Source organism: Microvirga arabica (genome assembly GCF_016811235.1).
GTDB lineage: Bacteria > Pseudomonadota > Alphaproteobacteria > Rhizobiales > Beijerinckiaceae > Microvirga > Microvirga arabica.
The window spans coordinates 19514-37927 of record NZ_JAFBID010000063.1; the positions used below are offsets into that span (position 1 = coordinate 19514).

Here is an 18414-nt window from a genome sequence, read left to right on the forward strand (position 1 = left end):
TCATCCTTTCAGCGCGTGGGCCGTTGCGCTCGCGCCGTAACGTTCTTTCAAAGCTTTGACAACCAGGGCCATCTTCATGCTGAGCGAGCCCTTGACGGTGACCGCATCGCCGGGGCGAACCGCCGCGCACACCGCATCGACCAGATCGGCGGAGGTTTGCGCGTGAGCGGCCACCATGGCTTTCGGCAGCGCGTCCACGAGGTTCTGCATCAGGGCACCGGCGGCGAAGACCTGGTCGATTCCGTTGGCCTGAACGGCCTCGACCAGTTCCGCGTGAAGCCGCGGCCCTGTCTCACCCAGCTCCTTCATGTCGCCCAGAACGGCAATCCGCCGCGCCCCGCGCCCCAGCTCCACCGCACCGAGATTGGCAAGCGCCGCGCGCATGGAGGCCGGATTGGCGTTGTAGCTCTCGTCGATCAGCAGGGCCTCGCCCTCCCCGATGCTCAGCATGGTGCGCTCGCCGCGCCCGACCGGGGGCTTCAGCTCGGCGAAGGACAGCGCCACCAGGGCGATATCCGCGCCGAGCGCATGGGAGGCTGCGAGCACGCTCAGGGAATTGAGCGCGTGGTGACGACCCGCCGTGCCGATCCTATAGGTCAGGGGCTGGCCGAAGATCGTGGCGTCGACCACCGAATGATCGGGCTTCACAATGATGCGGTTCGCACGGATGTCCGCCGCCTCGTGCTCGCCGAAGGTGATCACGCGGCCGGCCGCGGAGGCATAGGCGTGGGCGCGCATGCGCTCGAAATAAGCATTGTCGCGGTTGATCACCGCCGTGCCGCCGGGCTCCAGGCCCGAAAAGATCTCGCCTTTGGCGTCCGCGATGCCCCAGAGCGAGGGGAAGAACTCGATATGAACCGGCTCTACCGTGGTGATCACTGCCACATGCGGGCGCACCATGCCGGTGAGCGGCAGGATCTCGTGGGCATGGTTCATGCCGATCTCGAACACCCCGAACGTGGTTTCGCGCGGCATGCGGGCGAGCGTCAGCGGCACGCCCCAATGGTTGTTGTAGGACGCAACCGACGCGTGGGTCGCGCCTTGGCGGGAGAGCGCAGCGCGCATGGCCTCCTTCGTGCCGGTCTTGCCGACCGAGCCGGTGACGGCGACGATCTTGGCATTCGTGCGCGCACGGGCCGCGCGGCCCATCTGGCGCATGGCCTCGAGCACATCGGGTACCACGATCAGCCTGTCAGCCCCTGCGAAGCCAGGAGCCTTTTCCTCGGACACGACCGCAGCGGATGCGCCCTTCTCCAGGGCGGCCGACACGAAATCGTGCCCGTCATGCACATCGCCCTTGATGGCGAAGTAAAGATCGCCCGGCTCGAGCGTGCGCGTGTCGATGGACGCGCCTGTGCCTTCCGCGAAGCCGCCGCCGATGCGGGCGCCGGTGGCGGCTGCAATCTCGTCTCGTGTCCAAAGGGGAGAATTCATCCCTGCCTCGCTGCAATGGCCGCCCGGACCTCGTCGTGGTCCGAGAACGGCAGGGTCCGGTCGCCGATGATTTGGCCCGTTTCATGGCCTTTGCCAGCCACGACCAGAATATCGCCCCGGCGAAGCTCGCTGACCGCCGTGCGGATGGCCTCCGCACGGTCGCCGATCTCCCTGGCGCGAGGCGCGCCCTTCATGACCTCGGCCCGGATGGCGGCCGGGTCCTCGGAGCGAGGATTATCGTCCGTCACGATGACCACATCCGCCTTATCGCTGGCGATGCGGCCCATGAGCGGGCGCTTGCCCTGATCCCGGTCGCCGCCGCAGCCGACGATGCAGAACAGCTTTCCCGTCACGAACGGCCGCAAGGCATCGAGCACATGGGCAAGCGCATCGGGCTTATGGGCATAATCGACGATGCAGATGGCGCCATCCACCTCGCCTACCTGCTCCAGGCGGCCGCGCACGCCCTTGAGGTTTTTAAACCCTTCGAACACCTCGGCCGCACGGCCCTCGCCTTCCACGGCCAGCACGAGGCCCGCGGCGACGAGCGCATTCTCGACCTGGAAGGCGCCGAGAAGCGGCAGGGTGGTCTGGAACGTTCTTCCATAAGCTTCGATGGTCAGCGCCTGCGTGAAGCCTTCCGCACGCGCTTCGACGAGACGGATGGTCTCGCCCATGCTGCCGGTGGTGATGACTTCGAGCCCGCGATTGCGGACCCCGTGCAGGAACACGTCCGCATAAGGGCCGTCCGCATTGATGATGGCAGGCGCATCCTGCGGCAGAAGCGTGTCGAAGAGACGAAGCTTTGCGGCCGCATAGGCTTCGGTCGTGGCATGATAATCGAGATGATCGCGGCCGAGATTGGTGAAGCCCGCCGCCTGCAACCGCACCCCGTCGAGGCGGCGCTGGTCGATGCCGTGCGAGGACGCCTCCATGGCCAATCGCGTGACGCCGTCGTTGGCCAGACGGTCGAAGCTCTCGTGCAGGGAGATCGGATCGGGCGTGGTGAGCGAGCCGTAGGCCGCACCGTCCGACGTGATGATGCCGAGCGTTCCGACGCTGGCGGATTTGTAGCCCAGATGCGCGAAGAGCTGGCGGATGAAATCCGCCACCGAGCTCTTGCCGCTCGTGCCGGTGACGGCGACGACCTTCTCGGGTTGCTTGGGGTAAAAGCGTGCGGCCGCCAGAGCCAACGTCCGGCGCACGTCCTTCACCTGCACATAGGCCACGGATTGCGACAGATCGGATGGACGCTCAGCCTCGCCCACGATGGCGACCGCGCCTGCGGCGGCGGCCTGCGGCACGAAGCTCATGCCGTCCACCTTAGTGCCGGGCACGGCAAAGAACAGGGTGCCGGGCTCCACCTTGCGGCTGTCCGAGGCGATCTTCGAAATGGCAAGGGACGCCTGAGCGTCGCCTGCCGCGAGTTCAATAAGATCGCCGAGATTCATAGTCCGTGTGTTCATCGGTTGCTGCCCCAGGCGCCGAGGCGCGACATGAGCGGGAACGGCTGAGCCGGCGGCTCGAAGCGCGGCGGCACGCCGAGCAGCGGCGCGATACGCTCGATGATGTTGCCCGTCACGGGAGCCGCGTTCCAGCCTGCGGTCGAGAACCCGTAGGTGCCCTCCACCGCCTGCGGCTCGTCCATGATAGTCAGGAACACGTATTTGGGCTTGTCGGATGGCACCACCGCCGTGAAGGTGGTGAAGTTCTTGTTCTTGGCGTAGCGGCCGTTGATCACCTTCTCGGCGGTGCCAGTCTTGCCGCCGACGAAGAAGCCGGCAATCGAGGCATTGCCGGCGGACCCCTCCGGCGTCGAAGCGTTGAGGCGCATCACATAGCGCATCGCCTCGCTCGTCTCGGGCTTGAGCACCTGCAAGGCGTTCTGGCGCGCCTCTTCCGCCGTCCGCTTCAGGAAGGTCGGCTTGATCATGATGCCGCCGTTCACCAGCGCGCCCACGGCCGAGAGCGCCTGGAGCGGCGCGACCGCAAGACCGTGGCCGAACGCGATGGTCATGGTGTTCAGCTCGCCCCAGCGCGGCGGAACGATCGGCAACGCACTCTCCGGAAGCTCCGTCTCAAGGCGGGTCAGCTGGCCCATCTTGCGCAGGAAGGCCTTGTGGCCCTCGACGCCGATGCCGAGCGCCATGCGGGCGGTGCCGATATTCGACGAATGCACGAACACTTCCGGCGTGGTGAGAACGCGCCGGGTCGGATGATAGTCGCCGATGGTGAAGCGGCCGTAGCGCAGGCCAGAGCGTGCGTCGAAGGTCGAGTTGATGTTGTACTTGCCGGAATCGAGCGCCATGGCGACGGTGAGCGCCTTGAAAGTCGATCCCATCTCGAACACACCGACATTGATGCGGTTGATCCGGTCCTTGTCGAGGGCATCGACCGGGTTGTTGGGATCATAGTCGGGCAGCGACACGAGGGCGATGATCTCGCCTGTATTCACATCCAGGATCGCGCCTGCCGTGGCCTTGGCCTTGAACTTCGCCATACCTTTGGCAAGCTCGTCGCGAAGGGCATGCTGGACGCGCAGATCGAGGGAGAGCTGGATGGGCTTCAGGTCGGCGGCCGAGATGTTGAAGCCTGCGCCGTTGAGGTCCTGCAGGCCCATGCTGTCGATGTATTTCTCGATGCCGGCGATACCCACGTTGTCCACGTTGGCGAAACCGAGCACGTGAGCGGCGGCCTCGGCGTTGGGATAGACGCGCTTGTTCTCAGGCAGGAAGCCGATGCCGGGAATGCCCAGGCGATGCACCTCCGCCTGTTGGCGCGGGGTAATCTCGCGCTTGACCCAGACGAAGCCCTTCTTCGTGCCGAGCTTGTTGCGCAGATCCGTGGCGTCGAGATCCGGCAGCACGGCGGTCAGCAGCTCGACCGCCTCGTCCTTGTCGACGATGTTGCGCGGCTCGGCGAAGACCGACACCATCTTCACGTCGGTTGCGAGGATATCACCATTGCGGTCCACGATATCCGGGCGCGCGGCGGAAATTTCCGATGAGGCTGCGCGGCGCACCTCGCTCGTGTTCTCGCTGGTGAGTGCGAGATGCACGAGACGTCCGCCGATCAGGCCGAACAGGCCGACGAAGCACACAGCCGCAAGGCCCACGCGCGATGTGCTCTTGTCGTGGCGCAGACGGAACAATTCACGAGCATGGCCGAGCACGCCACGCTTTGCGGGAAGGCTCTGACCCTGCCATTCGGTTTGGGGCTCTTGCGACACGAGGCTCACCGTTTCGGAGTTTGAGTCGTCGGAGTGCGGGCGGCCGAATTCCTGTCCTTCGGCGTGGAGGTCGGCTCAAGCAACCCAAGCGCTTCGAGCTTGCGGCCGATCTCGTCCTCGCGGGACGGCCGGTTCGGCAGGTCGGAGAGGCGCGCGAGCTGCTGGATCTTCAATGCCTGAAGGTCGAGGTGCTTGTCGGCGGCCTCCTGAAGGCGGTCCGGACGGTCGAGGTATTGCCACTCGGCCTGCAGCACGGCGATGGCCTCGCGCTCGCGGCTGACCTGCGACTTCAGCTTCGCCACCTGCTCCACATAGTAGAGAGTCTCGTACTTGACCGAATAGGCGTAACCCGCCGATGCGATGAGGGCGGAGATCGCGATGATATGGAGCAGTCGGATCACCGGCGCCCTCCCTTTTTCTCGGCTGTCTGCGGCAGTTCGGCCAGCATGGTGATGGCGCTCAGGGGTTCCTGCGGCGGCGTATCGGTGCGAGCACCCGCGCGCAGCTTTGCCGAGCGCGCTCGCGGATTGCGTGCCATCTCCTGCTCGCTCGGCGCGACAGGGCCGCGGGTGATGGCATCGAATGTCGCTTCAGGGGCTGCTGCGGTCGGCAGATGGCGGGAGCCCGTCGGCGCACGGCCGGTGCGAACACTGAAGAACTGCTTCACGATGCGGTCTTCGAGCGAGTGGAACGTGACGACCACGAGACGTCCGCCGGGCTTCAGGATGCGCTCGGCCGCATGCAAGGCGCGCACCAGTTCGCCGAGCTCGTCGTTGACGGCGATGCGAAGGCCCTGAAACACGCGTGTGGCGGGGTGGATGCCGCCAGGCTCCTGCCGGATCAGGGAGGCCACCAGATCGGCCAGCTGCCGCGTGGTCTCGAAAGGCTGGCGGCGCCGCGCTTCAATCACCGCGCGCGCAACGGCGCGGGCGCGGCGCTCCTCACCGTAATGATAGAAGATGTCGGCGAGTTCGGCTTCGGAGGCTTCGTTGACGAGGTCTGCTGCGCTCGGGCCCGACTGCTCCATGCGCATGTCGAGCGGCCCCTCGTTGCGGAACGAGAAGCCGCGCTCGGCCTGATCGAGCTGCATGGACGACACGCCGATGTCGAGCACCACGCCGTCGACGCTCTCAAATCCTTGTGCGCGCGCGATGTCGTCAAGATCGCCGAAGCGGCCCGGCACGAGCATCAGACGTTTCTTGAATTTGGCGCTAAGCGCCGCACCGCCTGAGATCGCATCCGGATCGCGGTCGATGGCGATCACCTTGTTCTGCGGATGGGCATCGAGAATGGCGCGCGTGTAGCCGCCAGCGCCGAACGTGCCGTCGATGAAGACGCCACCGCGATCCGCATCGAGCGCTGTGCCAACCTCCGCCAGGAGAACAGGAACGTGACGGGACGGTCCGCCAGCGGCTCCGGCTCCTGGGCCGTCGCCGCGTCCCATCATCGTTCCCGTACTCCTGGTGAGGTGTTCTGCACTAGCCTTGGCTCCAAAACTCGATTGCCCAACGCTTTCTTCAGGTCTCTGACCTTCGTGCGCGCCTCCTCCAAGTGCGCACGGAAGCGCTCGGGCTCCCAAATCTGGAACTTGTGACCAAGTCCGACGAACGTCACCGTATCGCCGATCCCGGCATGCACTTTCACTGTGTCCGTCAGGATGACACGCCCCTCCGGATCGACCTTCAGAATCTCGCTGGTCCCGAACAATGCCGTCGACAGCTGATCCCGTTCGTCCGAATAGGGCGACAGCGTCGACAAGAACGCATCGATCTCGTTCAGAAGCACGTTGCCGCCTGCGTCCAGCGCCGGCGCATCGAGCGCCGGATGTACGTAGAGCCCCTCGAATCCATCCCGGGCCAGCACGGCCCTGAAGGATGCGGGGATCGAGACGCGACCCTTCGAATCCAACTTGTTGGTGAAATTGGACACGAAGCGGTTCATTGGCCGCAGCTCGCACGCTCCTGATTGTCAGCCCCCCGGCAGATCCTGAGGATCTGCCACCCGTTGTCGGTGGTGACGCTACTTTCCGAAGCAGCACGCCAGCACTTCTTGGGTGCTTGACGCCCCCTTCGGAAGACACCGTCGACGGGATGGTTTGGGATAACATGGGATAATATGGTCGTCAACGGAACGGAGGTCGAGCGCAGGCCTTGTGGCATGCGTTCCCCATGAGACGCATTTACGGTTAATGAATCGTAAGCGGAGCAAAGGTTTGCTCCGCTTTCTTGCAGATTGTGGCCTGTGGATAGATGGGGTCAGCCGGCCTGTAAGCCGGGTTCTGTAGGGCCCAAAGTTTAAGACCTTGGACGCGGCGACCATTCCTCTGGGACGATCATTGCTGAACGCCTCAAGCAACCAACCCGGACGACCAGCCTGGAAGCAGGCCTGGCGCGAGCGCCTGTCGTCCCTATTCGGTTTTGCTCCTGGTGGGGTTTACCATGCCGTCCGCATTGCTGCGTCCGCGGTGCGCTCTTACCGCACCCTTTCACCCTGACCCCGGGGTCCGAAGACCTAGCGGGGCGGTCTGCTTTCTGTGGCACTTTCCCTAGGGTTACCCCCGCCGGACGTTATCCGGCACCTTGCTTCCATGGAGCCCGGACTTTCCTCCCCGAGCTGAACTCGAAGCGGCCGCCCGGCCAGCTGACGGACGGGATGTGGTGCCAAAAGGGTCCTGCCGTCAAGGGCGAAGACTTGAGCATCGGACCCAAAAGTGCAGATCCACTTTTGGGTCCGATGCTCTAATCGGCCGCCGCCGTGATCACCTTCACCTTGGCGCAATAGGCCCGCGACGCAGTCGTCATGGTCTGGGTGCGGTGGCCGAACTGGTAGCGCAGGATCGTGCCGCAGGTGTCGCCGCCCGCGAGCTTGTAGGCGGTGGCCAGGTACTTGAGGCCATAGCGGAGATTGGTTTCCGCATCGAGGAGGCCCGCAGCATCGCCTTTGTAGCCCAGCGACTGCGCCGTGCGAACATTGATCTGGGTGAGGCCCACGTTCGGGCCGTTGCGGGCGCCTGCATTGTAGCGGCTCTCGATCCGGATTACGGCATCGGCCAGCTCAAAAGGCAGCCCGTGCTCGGAGGCATGGCGGGCAATGAGAGGCTTGAGCGCAACGGCGCGAGCGGCATCGGGCATGCGGGCCTTCAAGCCGGAACCGGCCAGCGGCACAGGGAGGGACGCGGTCTGCTGGTCCGCCTCTTCCGGCTCTGCCGTCACTGTTGCGATCTTCTTGGATGGCGCCTTGTCCGCCTTGTCTGCCAGGGGCTTGGGGGCCGCCGCTTCCTTGGGTTTCTTCTTGCCTGCGGATTTGGTGTCCGGCTCAGGCGTCTCCTCGGCAGCAGCAATGGCAGCTTCCTCTGCGGCGAAGGCAGCGGCCTCAGCCGCCGCCGCACCGAGGTACTGCTCAGCCTGGTCGGGAGAGATGGGAGCGCTCTCGCCTCCGCTCGCCCGAGCCTGCGATGCCACAACGAGAGCCGTTGCACCAAGGCCTGCAATCGCCAGCGTTCTGAGGAAGTGTTGCCAAGTCAAACCGAAACTCCAGCTGGCGGTAACCATGAGGGGGCGCTGGGTGACGGCGAAATGAGGCGAAGATGTGGCACCTCACGGCACAATTTTGTTCAGAATAGGTTCAAGCTTGACCGTATTGTCTTCGTGAGGCTTGGGCCCTACAACGCAATTCTAGCCTTGAAATGGCTTTGAACTTCGCCCTCTCCCGCGTGTTGGAGGAACTCTTTCCCCGCCCAGGAGTTGGCGACAACGTAAGGTCAAGCTAACTACCGCCGGGCCAACGGCCCGCTCAACAACAGGGAAGCCTCCATGAAGAAGATCATGACAGCCATTGCCGCCGGTGCCCTCACCCTCTCGATGGCCGCCTGCAATACTCCTGGTGAGCGTGCCGTCGGCGGCGCAGCCATCGGCGGCCTCGCCGGTGCGGCGATCGGCGGCGCAGCCACCGGCTCGGCAAGCGGCGCTCTGGCCGGTGCGGCTATCGGCGGCGCCGGCGGCGCCATCGTGGGCGCCTCGACGGCTCCGCGCGGCCCGGCCTGCCCCTACGGCACGTACCAGGACGTCTACGGCAACGTGTACTGCCGCTAATCGCGCAGAACCGCGAATTTCAGGGGCCGAGACATTCTCGGCCCCTTTTCTTTTGCCCGCACTTGAGCGTACGACTATTTCCAAGATGATTCAGTCGATTTGGGGTAAGCTCGGAGGCGCCGGCATAGGCCTCGCGTTTGGCGGGCCGATAGGCGCTCTCCTGGGCGGCGTTGCCGGCCACGTTCTCGTCGATCGCGAAGGCGCTTTGTTCGGAAAGCCGCCGCGCGACGTTGTTTTCACCATGGGACTCGTGGCGCTCGCGGCCAAGATGGCGAAGGCCGACGGCGTGGTGGTCGACGTGGAGGTCCGAGCCTTCGAGCAGATTGTCGAGGTGCCGGACAGCGAGCACGACAAGGTGGAGCGCCTGTTCAACCTCGCCATGCAGACCTCGGACGGCTTCGAGGCCTACGCCCGCCAGATACACGAAGAGTTCAGCGAGGAGCCTGCGCTTCTCGAGGACGTGCTCGACGGCCTGTTCCACATTGCCAAGGCGGACGAGGCGGTCCACGAGGCCGAATACGTCTATCTCAAGGACGTGGCGACGATCTTCGCCTTCTCGGACGTGGATTTCGAGCGCATCGCCGCCCGCCACGTGCAGCGTAACGACGATCCTTATCTTATCCTCAAGGCCGACCGGAGCATGAGCGACGAGGAGCTGAAGCGGCACTATCGCAAGCTCGCCGCCGACAACCACCCGGACCGGGAGATCGCCCGAGGCCTGCCGCCCGAGGCCGTGAAGATCGCCACTGAGCGGCTCGCTGCCATCAACGCGGCCTGGGAACGCGTTGCCGCCGAGCGGAACATCCGGTGACCGCATGAGCGCCCTGACACCGGAGAGCCCGCTGGCCGCCAAGGTGTTCCCCTCTCCCAACCACGGAGAGCGCAAGGACGGCCGACGCCCCAGCATGCTCATCCTGCACTACACCGGCATGCCCGACGAGGGCGAAGCGCTGCAATGGCTGTGCAATCCGGTCTCGCAGGTCTCAGCCCACTACTTCGTGTTCGGCGACGGCCGCGTGCTGCAGCTGGTGCCGGAATCGCGCCGGGCCTGGCATGCGGGCCTCTCCTCCTGGGACGGGGAGACCGACATCAATTCCTGCTCCATCGGCATCGAGATCGCCAATCCCGGCCACCCGGGCGGTCTGCCGCCCTTTCCCGCGGAGCAGATCGAGAGCGTGGCCGCGCTGGCGAAGGACATCGTCACCCGCTGGCGCATTCCGGCCACCCGCGTGCTCGGCCATTCGGATGTGGCGCCCGGTCGCAAGGTCGATCCCGGCGAGCTCTTTCCCTGGAAGACCCTGCACGAGGCGGGCGTCGGCCACTGGGTCACGCCGGCAGCCACCAGCGACGGCCGGTTCTTCTCCCGCGGCGACCAGGGCATGCCCATCGAGGCCCTGCAGGCCATGCTCGTGATGTACGGCTACGGCCTGAAGATCAACGGGGTCTTCGACGAGGACACGGAGAAGGTGGTGGCCGCCTTTCAGCGTCATTTCCGGCCCGAGCGCGTGGACGGCGTGGCGGATGCCTCCACGATCACGACCCTGCGCAATTTGATCGCAGCCCGGCCGCAAGCCGCTGCATGACAAAGAGTTAACTCGCAACACTATAGGAAATCGGCCACAATCGCCCGGCATGACATCCCATGCTGGAGAGGGTTTCTCGTTGCGGCGCGTCTGGGTCTGGTTGCTTGGCATTCTTCTGATTGCAGGAGGCGCGGGCTTCGTCCTGTGGAAGCCCACGGGCGGCAACGCCTCGGACCAGGCCTATCGCCTCGGCACGGTTGATCGCGGCCCGATCACCGCGAGCGTGCGCGCCACGGGCACGCTCAACCCCGTCACGACGGTGCTCGTGGGTTCGCAACTCTCCGGCCAGGTGGTCGAGATCCTGGCCGACTACAACACACCCGTGAAAGAAGGCCAGGTGGTGGCCCGACTCTATGCCGAGCAGATCAAGTCGCGCCGCGATGCGGCGCTGGCGGATCTCGCCCAGGCGAGAGCCGACCTCGACACAAAACGCGCCCAGATCGACAAAGCCCGCTCGGCGCTTCAGCGCGCCGAAGCGCAGGCCGCCGACCTTCGGGCGCAGCGTGATCGGACTCAGGCCCAGCTGGAGGAAGCACAGCGCGGGAGCGAGCGGCAGACGCAACTCAACACGCGCGCAGTGGGAACGCAGGCGGCCCTGGAGCAGGCCCGCACCCAGGTCGACATTCAGACGGCGAACCTCGCCTCGTCCGATGCGCAGATTGCGTCCAACCAAGCAGAGACGCTCGGGTTGAAGGCCGATCTCGCGCTGGCGGAAGCGAATGTGAAATCCGCCGAGGCGATCATCCTGCAGCGGCAGGCGAAGCTCAGAGACATCGAGATCGATCTTGGCCGCGCGGAGATCAAGTCGCCGGTCGACGGCGTGGTGGTGAAGCGCGAAGTCGAGCTCGGCCAGACGGTCGCAGCCTCGCTCTCCTCGCCCACCCTGTTCACCATCGCGCAGGACCTGAGAGAGATCGACATCTACGCCAATATCGATGAGGCCGATGTCGGGCGCCTCCAGGAGGGGCAGAAGGTCTCGTTTACGGTCAACGCTTATCCGAACCGCACCTTCGACGGCCGGGTGCGCATGGTGCGCCTGGCCGCGCAGACGGTGCAGAACGTGGTCACCTACACGGCGGTTATCAGCGTGCGCAATCAGGACTAGGCGCTGCTGCCCGGGATGACGGCGAACCTCCAGATCGTCACGGACGAGCGCGAGGATGTGCTGCGCATTCCGAACGCCGCCCTGCGCTTCCGCCCTCCGGCCGCCCTAATGGCCAGCGAAGCCCGGAGCGCTCCGTCGGAAGGCCAGGAGCCGAGACGCCGTGCGCGTCGCGATCAGGCTGCGTCGGATCAGGACGAGGGCGCCAGGGGGCGTGTCTATCGCGTGGGCGATGACGGCAATCCGCAGCCGGTGCCGGTTCGCCTCGGCGCAACCGACGGCGCCTATACCGAGATCCTGCGCGGCGATCTGCAGGAAGGCGCTGCGATCATCGTCGGGGCTGCGCGCGCCGATGCGGCGGACAACGCGAATGGTGGCGCGAGAAGCCGTCCGCGTCCGCCGCGGATGTTCTAGGAACACGCCCCGTGGCTCTCATCGAAACACGCGATCTCAGCCGGGTCTACAACCTCGATGCAGGGCGTGTCGTGGCGCTCGATGGCGTGTCCCTCGATATCGATCAGGGCGATTTTGTCGCCGTCATGGGTCCTTCGGGCTCGGGCAAGTCCACTTTCATGAACCTGATCGGCTGTCTCGACCGGCCGACGGGCGGCCATTACCGGCTCGCGGGCAATGCCGTCGAGAGCCTCGATGCTAATGGCCTGGCGCGCCTGCGCAACCGCGAGATCGGCTTCGTGTTCCAGCAGTTCAACCTGCTGCCGCGCGTCGATGCCCTAGGGAACGTGGAACTGCCGATGGTCTATGCGGGCCTCGACCGCAGAACCCGCCGCGAGCGTGCCCTGCAGGCGCTCGGCCGCGTCGGTCTTGCGGACCGCGCCCGTCACCGCCCGATGCAGCTCTCCGGCGGGCAGCAGCAGCGCGTGGCGATTGCCCGTGCCCTCGTCAACAGCCCGAGCCTCCTGCTCGCCGATGAGCCGACCGGTGCCCTCGACAGCCGCACGGCGAACGAGATCATGGCGCTGTTCCAGGAGCTCAACCGCGAGGGCGTCACCATCGTTCTCGTGACGCACGATGCGGAGGTGGGGCGGCACGCGCAACGCCTCGTGCGCTTCCGCGACGGGCGCGTGACCGAAGATCGCCGCCAGACACCGGTCGATGCCCGCGATCTCGCGCCGGAGGCGGCCGAATGAGATTGATCGAGGCGATCCGCTCCGCCCTCTCCGCCATCATGGCCAACGCTCTGCGCAGCCTGCTCACCATGCTGGGTATCGTGATCGGTGTGGCGGCCGTCATTGCCATGGTGGCCATCGGCTCCGGCGCGCGCAATCTCGTCGACCAGCAGATCCGCTCGCTGGGCGCCAACCTCGCCATCGTGACGCCCGGGAACGTCACGCAGGGCGGCGCACGGCTCGGTGCAGGCGCGGCCTCCTCGCTCACCGACGAGGACGCGCAGGCGATCCGGCGCGAGATCGACGGCGTGGTGGCGGCAGCACCCTTCGTGCAAGGCGGCGCGCAGGTGGTGGCCGGCGGCAGCAACTGGGGCACGCGGATTTACGGCATCGATCTCGACTGGTTCGCGGCCCGCGAATGGGATGTCGCCACCGGGCGCACCTTCGATCCGGAGGAGGTGCGCCGCGGCGAGATCGTCATCCTTCTCGGGCAGACGGTGGCGCGCAACCTCTTCGGCGAGGACGATCCCATCGATCAGATCGTGCGCGTGCGCAACGTGCCGTTTCGCGTCATCGGCGTGATGGCATCGAAAGGCCAGTCCGCCTTCGGACAGGACCAGGACGACGTGATCTTCGTGCCGCTCGACGCGGGTCGGCGCCGCGTGATCGGCCGCAACTACGCCAAGGATGGCTCCGTCGGCTCGATCTTCGTGAAGTTCGCCAACGAGAGCGACATCGAACCAGGTATCGAGAGCATGACGGAGCTGCTGCGCCAGCGCCACCGCATTACCGGCGAACAGGAGGACGATTTCTCGATCCGCAACCTGACCGAGATTGCCAACACCGCATCGGCTTCCGCCAACACGCTCTCCATGCTGCTTGCCGCAGTCGCAGCTGTGTCGCTGCTTGTCGGCGGTATCGGCATCATGAACATCATGCTGGTCTCCGTCACCGAGCGCACGCGGGAGATAGGCCTGCGGCTGGCGGTGGGCGCCCGCCCGCGCGACATCCGCAGCCAGTTCCTCATCGAGGCAACCACGCTCTCCACCATCGGCGGCGCACTCGGCATCGCGCTCGGCGCGGGGGCCGCTTATCTCGTGGCGCAACTCGCCGGCTGGCCCTCGCTCGTGTCGACGAACGCCATCTTTATGGCCGTGGGTTTCTCGGCATTGGTGGGCATCTTCTTCGGGTTCTATCCGGCGCAGCGCGCGGCGAAGCTCGACCCGATAGAGGCGCTGCGGCGGGAGTAGAACCCCTTACTCCGCCGCCATCACCCTGTAGCTTGCCGGATCGTAGTTGAGGATCGGGCTCAACCAGCGCTCTACCTCCGCGACGCTCATGCCCTTGCGCCCAGCGTAATCCTCCACCTGATCGCGTTCGACCTTGGCGACGCCGAAGTAATACGCCTCCGGGTGCGACAGGTAGAGGCCCGACACCGAGGAGCCTGGCCACATGGCATAGGACTCTGTGAGCTTGACGCCGATACGCCGCTCGGCTTCGAGCAGGCTGAAGAGCGTTTCCTTCTCGGTGTGATCGGGCTGAGCCGGGTAGCCGGGCGCTGGACGGATGCCCTGGTATTCTTCGCCGATCAGACCGTCGCTACCGAGGTTCTCGTTTGGCGCGTAGGCCCAGAATTCCTTACGCACGCGCTCGTGCATGCGCTCGGCAAAAGCCTCCGCGATGCGGTCGGCCAGCGCCTTCACCATGATCGAGCGGTAATCGTCGTTGGCGCGCTCGAACCTCTCGGCGATCCGCACCTCCTCGATGCCGGACGTCACCACAAAGGCACCGATCCAATCGGGTTTGCCGCTCTCGACGGGCGCGACGAAATCCGACAGGCAGATGTTCGGCTTGCCGTCGCGCTTGGAGAGCTGCTGGCGCAGGCCATGGAAGGTGGCAAGCTGTTCCGAGCGGCTTTCGCCCGTGAAGAGACGGATGTCGTCGCCCACAGCGTTGGCGGGCCAGAAGCCGATCATCGCCTTCGGGTTGAACCAGCGCTCCTCGACGAGTTGCTTGAGCATGGCTTGCGCATCGTCCCAGAGCTGGCGCGCGGCTTCGCCCTGCTTCTCGTCCTCGAGGATGGCCGGGAAGCGGCCTTTCAGCTCCCAGGTCTGGAAGAACGGCGTCCAGTCGATGTAGGGTACCAGCTCGCCCACATCGTAGCTGCGGAACACCCGCGCGCCGGTGAAGGTGGGCTTCGGCGGCTGGTAACCTGCCCAGTCGATCTTCAGGCTGTTGGCGCGAGCCTTCTCGATGGGAAGGCGCTGCTTGTCGGCTTCCGAGCGCGCATGCGCATCCGCGACCTTGCGGTACTCGGCCCGGAGCGTCTCCACATAGCCATCCTTCATGTCGGACGAGAGCAGCGAGGATACAACGCCGACGGCACGACTCGCATCCGTCACGTAGACCGCCTGACCCTTGTTGTAGTTCGGGTGGATCTTCACCGCCGTGTGCACGCGGCTTGTGGTGGCACCACCGATAAGCAGCGGGATCTCGAAGCCCTCGCGCTCCATCTCGTTTGCCACGTTCACCATCTCGTCGAGGGATGGCGTGATGAGGCCGGAGAGGCCGATCACGTCCACGTTCTCCCGGCGCGCGGTCTCCAGGATCTTCTGGGCCGGCACCATGACGCCGAGATCGATAACCTCGTAGTTGTTGCAGGCCAGAACCACGCCGACGATGTTCTTGCCGATATCGTGCACGTCGCCCTTCACAGTCGCCATCAGCACCTTGCCGGCAACGGAACGCTCGGTCACGCCGGAGGCGGCCTTCTCGGCCTCCATGAACGGCATCAGATAGGCGACTGCCTGCTTCATCACGCGGGCGGACTTCACCACCTGCGGGAGGAACATTTTTCCGGCGCCGAAAAGATCGCCCACCACGTTCATGCCGGCCATGAGCGGACCTTCGATCACATGCAGCGGGCGCTCGACACCTTGGCGCGCCTCTTCCGTATCCTGCTCGATGAACTCGGTGATGCCGTTGACGAGCGCATGCTCAATGCGCTTCTCGACGGGCCACGAGCGCCATTCGAGATCGGCCGCCTTCACGGCGCCGGTGCCGTCGCCCTTGAAGCGGGGAGCCGCTTCGAGAAGGCGCTCGGTCGCGTCAGGGCGGCGGTTGAGCACCACGTCCTCGCACAGCTCGCGCAGTTCCGGATCGATCTCGTCGTAGACTGCAAGCTGACCTGCATTGACGATGCCCATGTCCATGCCGAGCTTGATGGCGTGGAACAGAAACACCGAGTGCATAGCCTCGCGCACGGGCTCGTTGCCGCGGAAGGAAAAGGACAGGTTCGACACGCCGCCCGAGATATGGGCATGCGGGAGCGTCTCGCGGATGATGCGCGTCGCCTCGAGGAAGTCGACCCCATAGCCGTTGTGCTCCTCGATGCCGGTGGCGACCGCGAACACGTTCGGATCGAAGATGATGTCCTCCGGCGGGAAGCCCACCTGCTCGGTGAGAATCTTGTAAGCGCGAGTGCAGATTTCGACCTTGCGCTCCAACGTGTCAGCCTGACCGACCTCGTCGAAGGCCATGACCACGACGGCAGCGCCATAAGCGCGGCAGATCCTCGCCTGCTCGATGAAAGCCGCCTCGCCCTCCTTCATGGAGATCGAGTTCACGATGGCCTTGCCCTGCAGGCACTTGAGGCCGGCCTCGATGACGTGGAACTTGGACGAGTCTACCATTACTGGCACTCGCGCGATGTCAGGCTCGGCGGCCACAAGGTTGAGGAACTCGACCATGGCCTTCTCGGAATCGAGCAGGCCCTCGTCCATGTTGACGTCGATGATCTGCGCGCCGTTCGCCACCTGATCGCGCGCCACATCGAGCGCAGCCGCATAGTCGTTGTTGGTGATGAGCTTGCGGAACTTGGCGGAGCCGGTGACGTTCGTGCGCTCGCCTACGTTTACGAAGGGAATGTCGGAGGTGAGCGTGAAGGGCTCAAGACCCGACAGGCGCATGAGCGGCTGCACCTTCGGAACCGAGCGTGGTGCCTTGCCGGCGACCGCTTCCGCGATGGCGCCGATATGCTCCGGCGTGGTGCCGCAGCAGCCGCCGACCACGTTCACGAGACCTGAATCGGCAAACTCCGCCAGCATCGAGGCGGTGGCCTCGGGACGCTCATCGTAGAGGCCGAACTCGTTCGGCAGGCCCGCATTCGGATAAGCACAGACGAGGGTATCGGCAACCCTGCCGATCTCCTGAATGTGCGCCCGCATCTCACGTGCGCCGAGGGCGCAGTTGAGGCCGATGGAAAACGGTTCCGCATGGCGCACGGAATACCAGAAGGCCTCGGGTGTCTGGCCCGACAGCGTGCGGCCGGAGAGATCCGTGATCGTGCCGGAGATCATCACGGGCAGCTTGACACCCTTCTCGGCAAAGACCTGCTGCGTGGCCACGATGGCGGCCTTGGCGTTCAGCGTGTCAAAAATCGTCTCGATCAGGATGATCTCGGACCCGCCATCGACCAGTCCTCTCACCTGCTCGGCATAAGCCTCGCGCACCTGATCGAAGGTCACGGCGCGATAGCCAGGGTTGTTCACGTCGGGGGAGATGGAGAGCGTGCGGTTCGTCGGGCCAACGGCGCCAGCCACGAAACGGCGGCGGCCATCCTCCTTCTCGGCGATCAGCGCGGCCTCACGGGCAAGACGCGCGCCGTCGACGTTGAGCTCGTAGACGATCTCCTCCATGCCGTAATCGGCCTGCGCGATGGAGGTGCCGGAGAAGGTGTTCGTCTCGACGATGTCCGCACCGGCGCGGAAGTAGTCGAGATGCACGTTGCGCACCGCATCCGGCTGCGTGAGGATCAAGAGATCGTTGTTGCCCTTGACGTCCTGCGTCCAGTTCTTGAAGCGCTCGCCGCGAAAATCCTCTTCCGAGAAGCGCGAGCGCTGCAGCTCTGTGCCCATCGCACCGTCGAGCACGAGGATCCGCTTAGAGGCGGCTTCACGAAGTGCCTTGAGCACGTCGGAGCCATTGGCCGGGCGAGGAGTGAAAGCAGTCATTCGATCTGTTCTCTTTGCATCGCAGCCCGCTCGTGGGCCGTCGACGGTGTTTTCGGTGATGTCAGGCCGCAGCCTTCACGCTCTGGTCGCGCAGGCCAAGCAGATGGCAGATGGCATAGACCAAGTCGGCGCGGTTCATGGTGTAGAAGTGGAATTCGCTCACGCCGCGATCGACGAGGTCGATCACCTGCTCGGCGGCCACGGCTGCGGCCACGAGCTTGCGCGTCTCCACATCGTTCTCAAGGCCGTCGAAACGGGCCGCGAGCCAGGCGGGAACGCTCGCGCCAGTCTTCGAGGCGAAGTTTGCCGTCTGCTTGAAGTTCTGCACCGGCACGATGCCGGGCACGATCGGGATGTTTATGCCGCGGGCATGCACGCGATCGAGAAAGCGGAAGTAGTGATCGTTGTCGAAGAAGAACTGCGTGATGGCGCGATCCGCACCGCAATCCACCTTGGCCTGAAGCGCATCGATATCCGCATCCAGCGACGATGCTTCGGGATGCTTCTCCGGATAAGCCGAGACGGAGACCTCGAAATCGCCGATGGCCTTGATGCCGGCAACAAGATCGCAGGTCTGCTGGTAGCCGCCCGGATGGGGCTCATAGGCCGTGCCGATGCCGCTGACCGGATCGCCGCGCAGAGCCACGATGTGACGCACGCCTGCATCCCAGTAGGACCGCACGACATCATCCACTTCGTCCTTCGTGGCGGCCACGCAGGTGAGATGCGCAGCTGGCCTCAGGTCCGTTTCCTGCACGGGACGGGAGACCGTGGCGTGCGTGCGCTCACGGGTCGAGCCTCCAGCGCCGTAAGTCACGGAGACGAACTGCGGATTG

16 protein-coding genes and 1 other RNA gene are annotated in these 18414 nt (G+C 65.1%); 7 read left to right on the forward strand and 10 right to left on the reverse strand.

All coding sequences use genetic code 11. From position 1 onward, the window contains the following. From JQC81_RS23800 to JQC81_RS23835, 8 genes are all read right to left on the reverse strand, one after another. On the reverse strand, positions 1-1434 hold the full coding sequence (locus JQC81_RS23800) for a UDP-N-acetylmuramoylalanyl-D-glutamyl-2,6-diaminopimelate--D-alanyl-D-alanine ligase (RefSeq protein ID WP_203274292.1): 1434 nt from the start codon (positions 1432-1434) through the stop codon (positions 1-3). Next, positions 1431-2900 (reverse strand): UDP-N-acetylmuramoyl-L-alanyl-D-glutamate--2,6-diaminopimelate ligase, encoded by a 1470-nt coding sequence (locus JQC81_RS23805; protein WP_203274293.1) that lies wholly within the window; start codon positions 2898-2900, stop codon positions 1431-1433. The genes JQC81_RS23800 and JQC81_RS23805 overlap by 4 nt, the downstream gene beginning before the upstream one ends. Beyond that, positions 2897-4672 (reverse strand): peptidoglycan D,D-transpeptidase FtsI family protein, encoded by a 1776-nt coding sequence (locus tag JQC81_RS23810; RefSeq protein WP_203274294.1) that lies wholly within the window; start codon positions 4670-4672, stop codon positions 2897-2899. The genes JQC81_RS23805 and JQC81_RS23810 overlap by 4 nt, the downstream gene beginning before the upstream one ends. After that, positions 4669-5064 carry a cell division protein FtsL gene (ftsL, locus tag JQC81_RS23815; protein WP_190844215.1) on the reverse strand — a complete coding sequence of 132 codons (396 nt, stop codon included), beginning with the start codon at positions 5062-5064 and terminating at the stop codon, positions 4669-4671. The genes JQC81_RS23810 and ftsL overlap by 4 nt, the downstream gene beginning before the upstream one ends. Then, complete coding sequence (gene rsmH / locus JQC81_RS23820) at positions 5061-6110, reverse strand: 16S rRNA (cytosine(1402)-N(4))-methyltransferase RsmH (RefSeq protein ID WP_203274295.1); 1050 nt, start codon at positions 6108-6110, stop codon at positions 5061-5063. The genes ftsL and rsmH overlap by 4 nt, the downstream gene beginning before the upstream one ends. Beyond that, positions 6107-6604, reverse strand: a complete 498-nt coding sequence (mraZ, locus tag JQC81_RS23825) for a division/cell wall cluster transcriptional repressor MraZ (RefSeq protein ID WP_190844217.1) — start codon at positions 6602-6604, stop codon at positions 6107-6109. Before mraZ ends, rsmH begins: the two co-directional genes overlap by 4 nt. 310 nt (positions 6605-6914) lie before the next feature. Beyond that, positions 6915-7307: RNase P RNA component class A (rnpB, locus tag JQC81_RS23830), an RNA gene on the reverse strand. A gap of 94 nt (positions 7308-7401) precedes the next feature. After that, a complete protein-coding gene (locus JQC81_RS23835) occupies positions 7402-8187 on the reverse strand; it encodes a lytic transglycosylase domain-containing protein (RefSeq protein WP_203274296.1) in 786 nt (261 codons plus the stop codon). A gap of 288 nt (positions 8188-8475) precedes the next feature. Here JQC81_RS23835 and JQC81_RS23840 point away from each other — a divergent pair, with 288 nt between their 5' ends. The 7 genes from JQC81_RS23840 to JQC81_RS23870 all read left to right on the forward strand — a co-directional run bounded on the left by JQC81_RS23840 (position 8476) and on the right by JQC81_RS23870 (position 13816). Beyond that, a complete protein-coding gene (locus JQC81_RS23840; RefSeq protein ID WP_036351002.1) occupies positions 8476-8754 on the forward strand; it encodes a YMGG-like glycine zipper-containing protein in 279 nt (92 codons plus the stop codon). An 85-nt stretch (positions 8755-8839) separates the two neighbouring features. Continuing rightward, complete coding sequence (locus tag JQC81_RS23845) at positions 8840-9565, forward strand: TerB family tellurite resistance protein (protein WP_203274297.1); 726 nt, start codon at positions 8840-8842, stop codon at positions 9563-9565. Positions 9566-9569: 4 nt separating this feature from the next. Beyond that, positions 9570-10337: an N-acetylmuramoyl-L-alanine amidase gene (locus JQC81_RS23850; protein ID WP_203274298.1), complete on the forward strand. Its 768-nt coding sequence runs from the start codon at positions 9570-9572 to the stop codon at positions 10335-10337. A 49-nt stretch (positions 10338-10386) separates the two neighbouring features. Beyond that, positions 10387-11442: an HlyD family secretion protein gene (locus JQC81_RS23855; protein WP_203274299.1), complete on the forward strand. Its 1056-nt coding sequence runs from the start codon at positions 10387-10389 to the stop codon at positions 11440-11442. 15 nt (positions 11443-11457) lie between these two features. Next, entirely contained in the window at positions 11458-11853 is a 396-nt protein-coding gene (locus tag JQC81_RS23860; RefSeq protein ID WP_203274300.1) for an efflux RND transporter periplasmic adaptor subunit, read from the forward strand. A gap of 11 nt (positions 11854-11864) precedes the next feature. Continuing rightward, positions 11865-12587, forward strand: coding sequence for an ABC transporter ATP-binding protein (locus JQC81_RS23865; RefSeq protein ID WP_203274301.1), 723 nt, complete (start codon positions 11865-11867; stop codon positions 12585-12587). Next, positions 12584-13816 (forward strand): ABC transporter permease, encoded by a 1233-nt coding sequence (locus JQC81_RS23870; RefSeq protein WP_203274302.1) that lies wholly within the window; start codon positions 12584-12586, stop codon positions 13814-13816. Before JQC81_RS23865 ends, JQC81_RS23870 begins: the two co-directional genes overlap by 4 nt. 6 nt (positions 13817-13822) lie before the next feature. Here the strand turns inward: JQC81_RS23870 and metH are convergent, their stop codons facing one another. Then, positions 13823-17578, reverse strand: coding sequence for a methionine synthase (metH, locus tag JQC81_RS23875; protein ID WP_203274303.1), 3756 nt, complete (start codon positions 17576-17578; stop codon positions 13823-13825). Positions 17579-17639: 61 nt separating this feature from the next. Further along, the coding region (gene metF / locus JQC81_RS23880) for a methylenetetrahydrofolate reductase [NAD(P)H] (RefSeq protein WP_203274304.1) at positions 17640-18414 on the reverse strand (775 nt) is incomplete at its 5' end.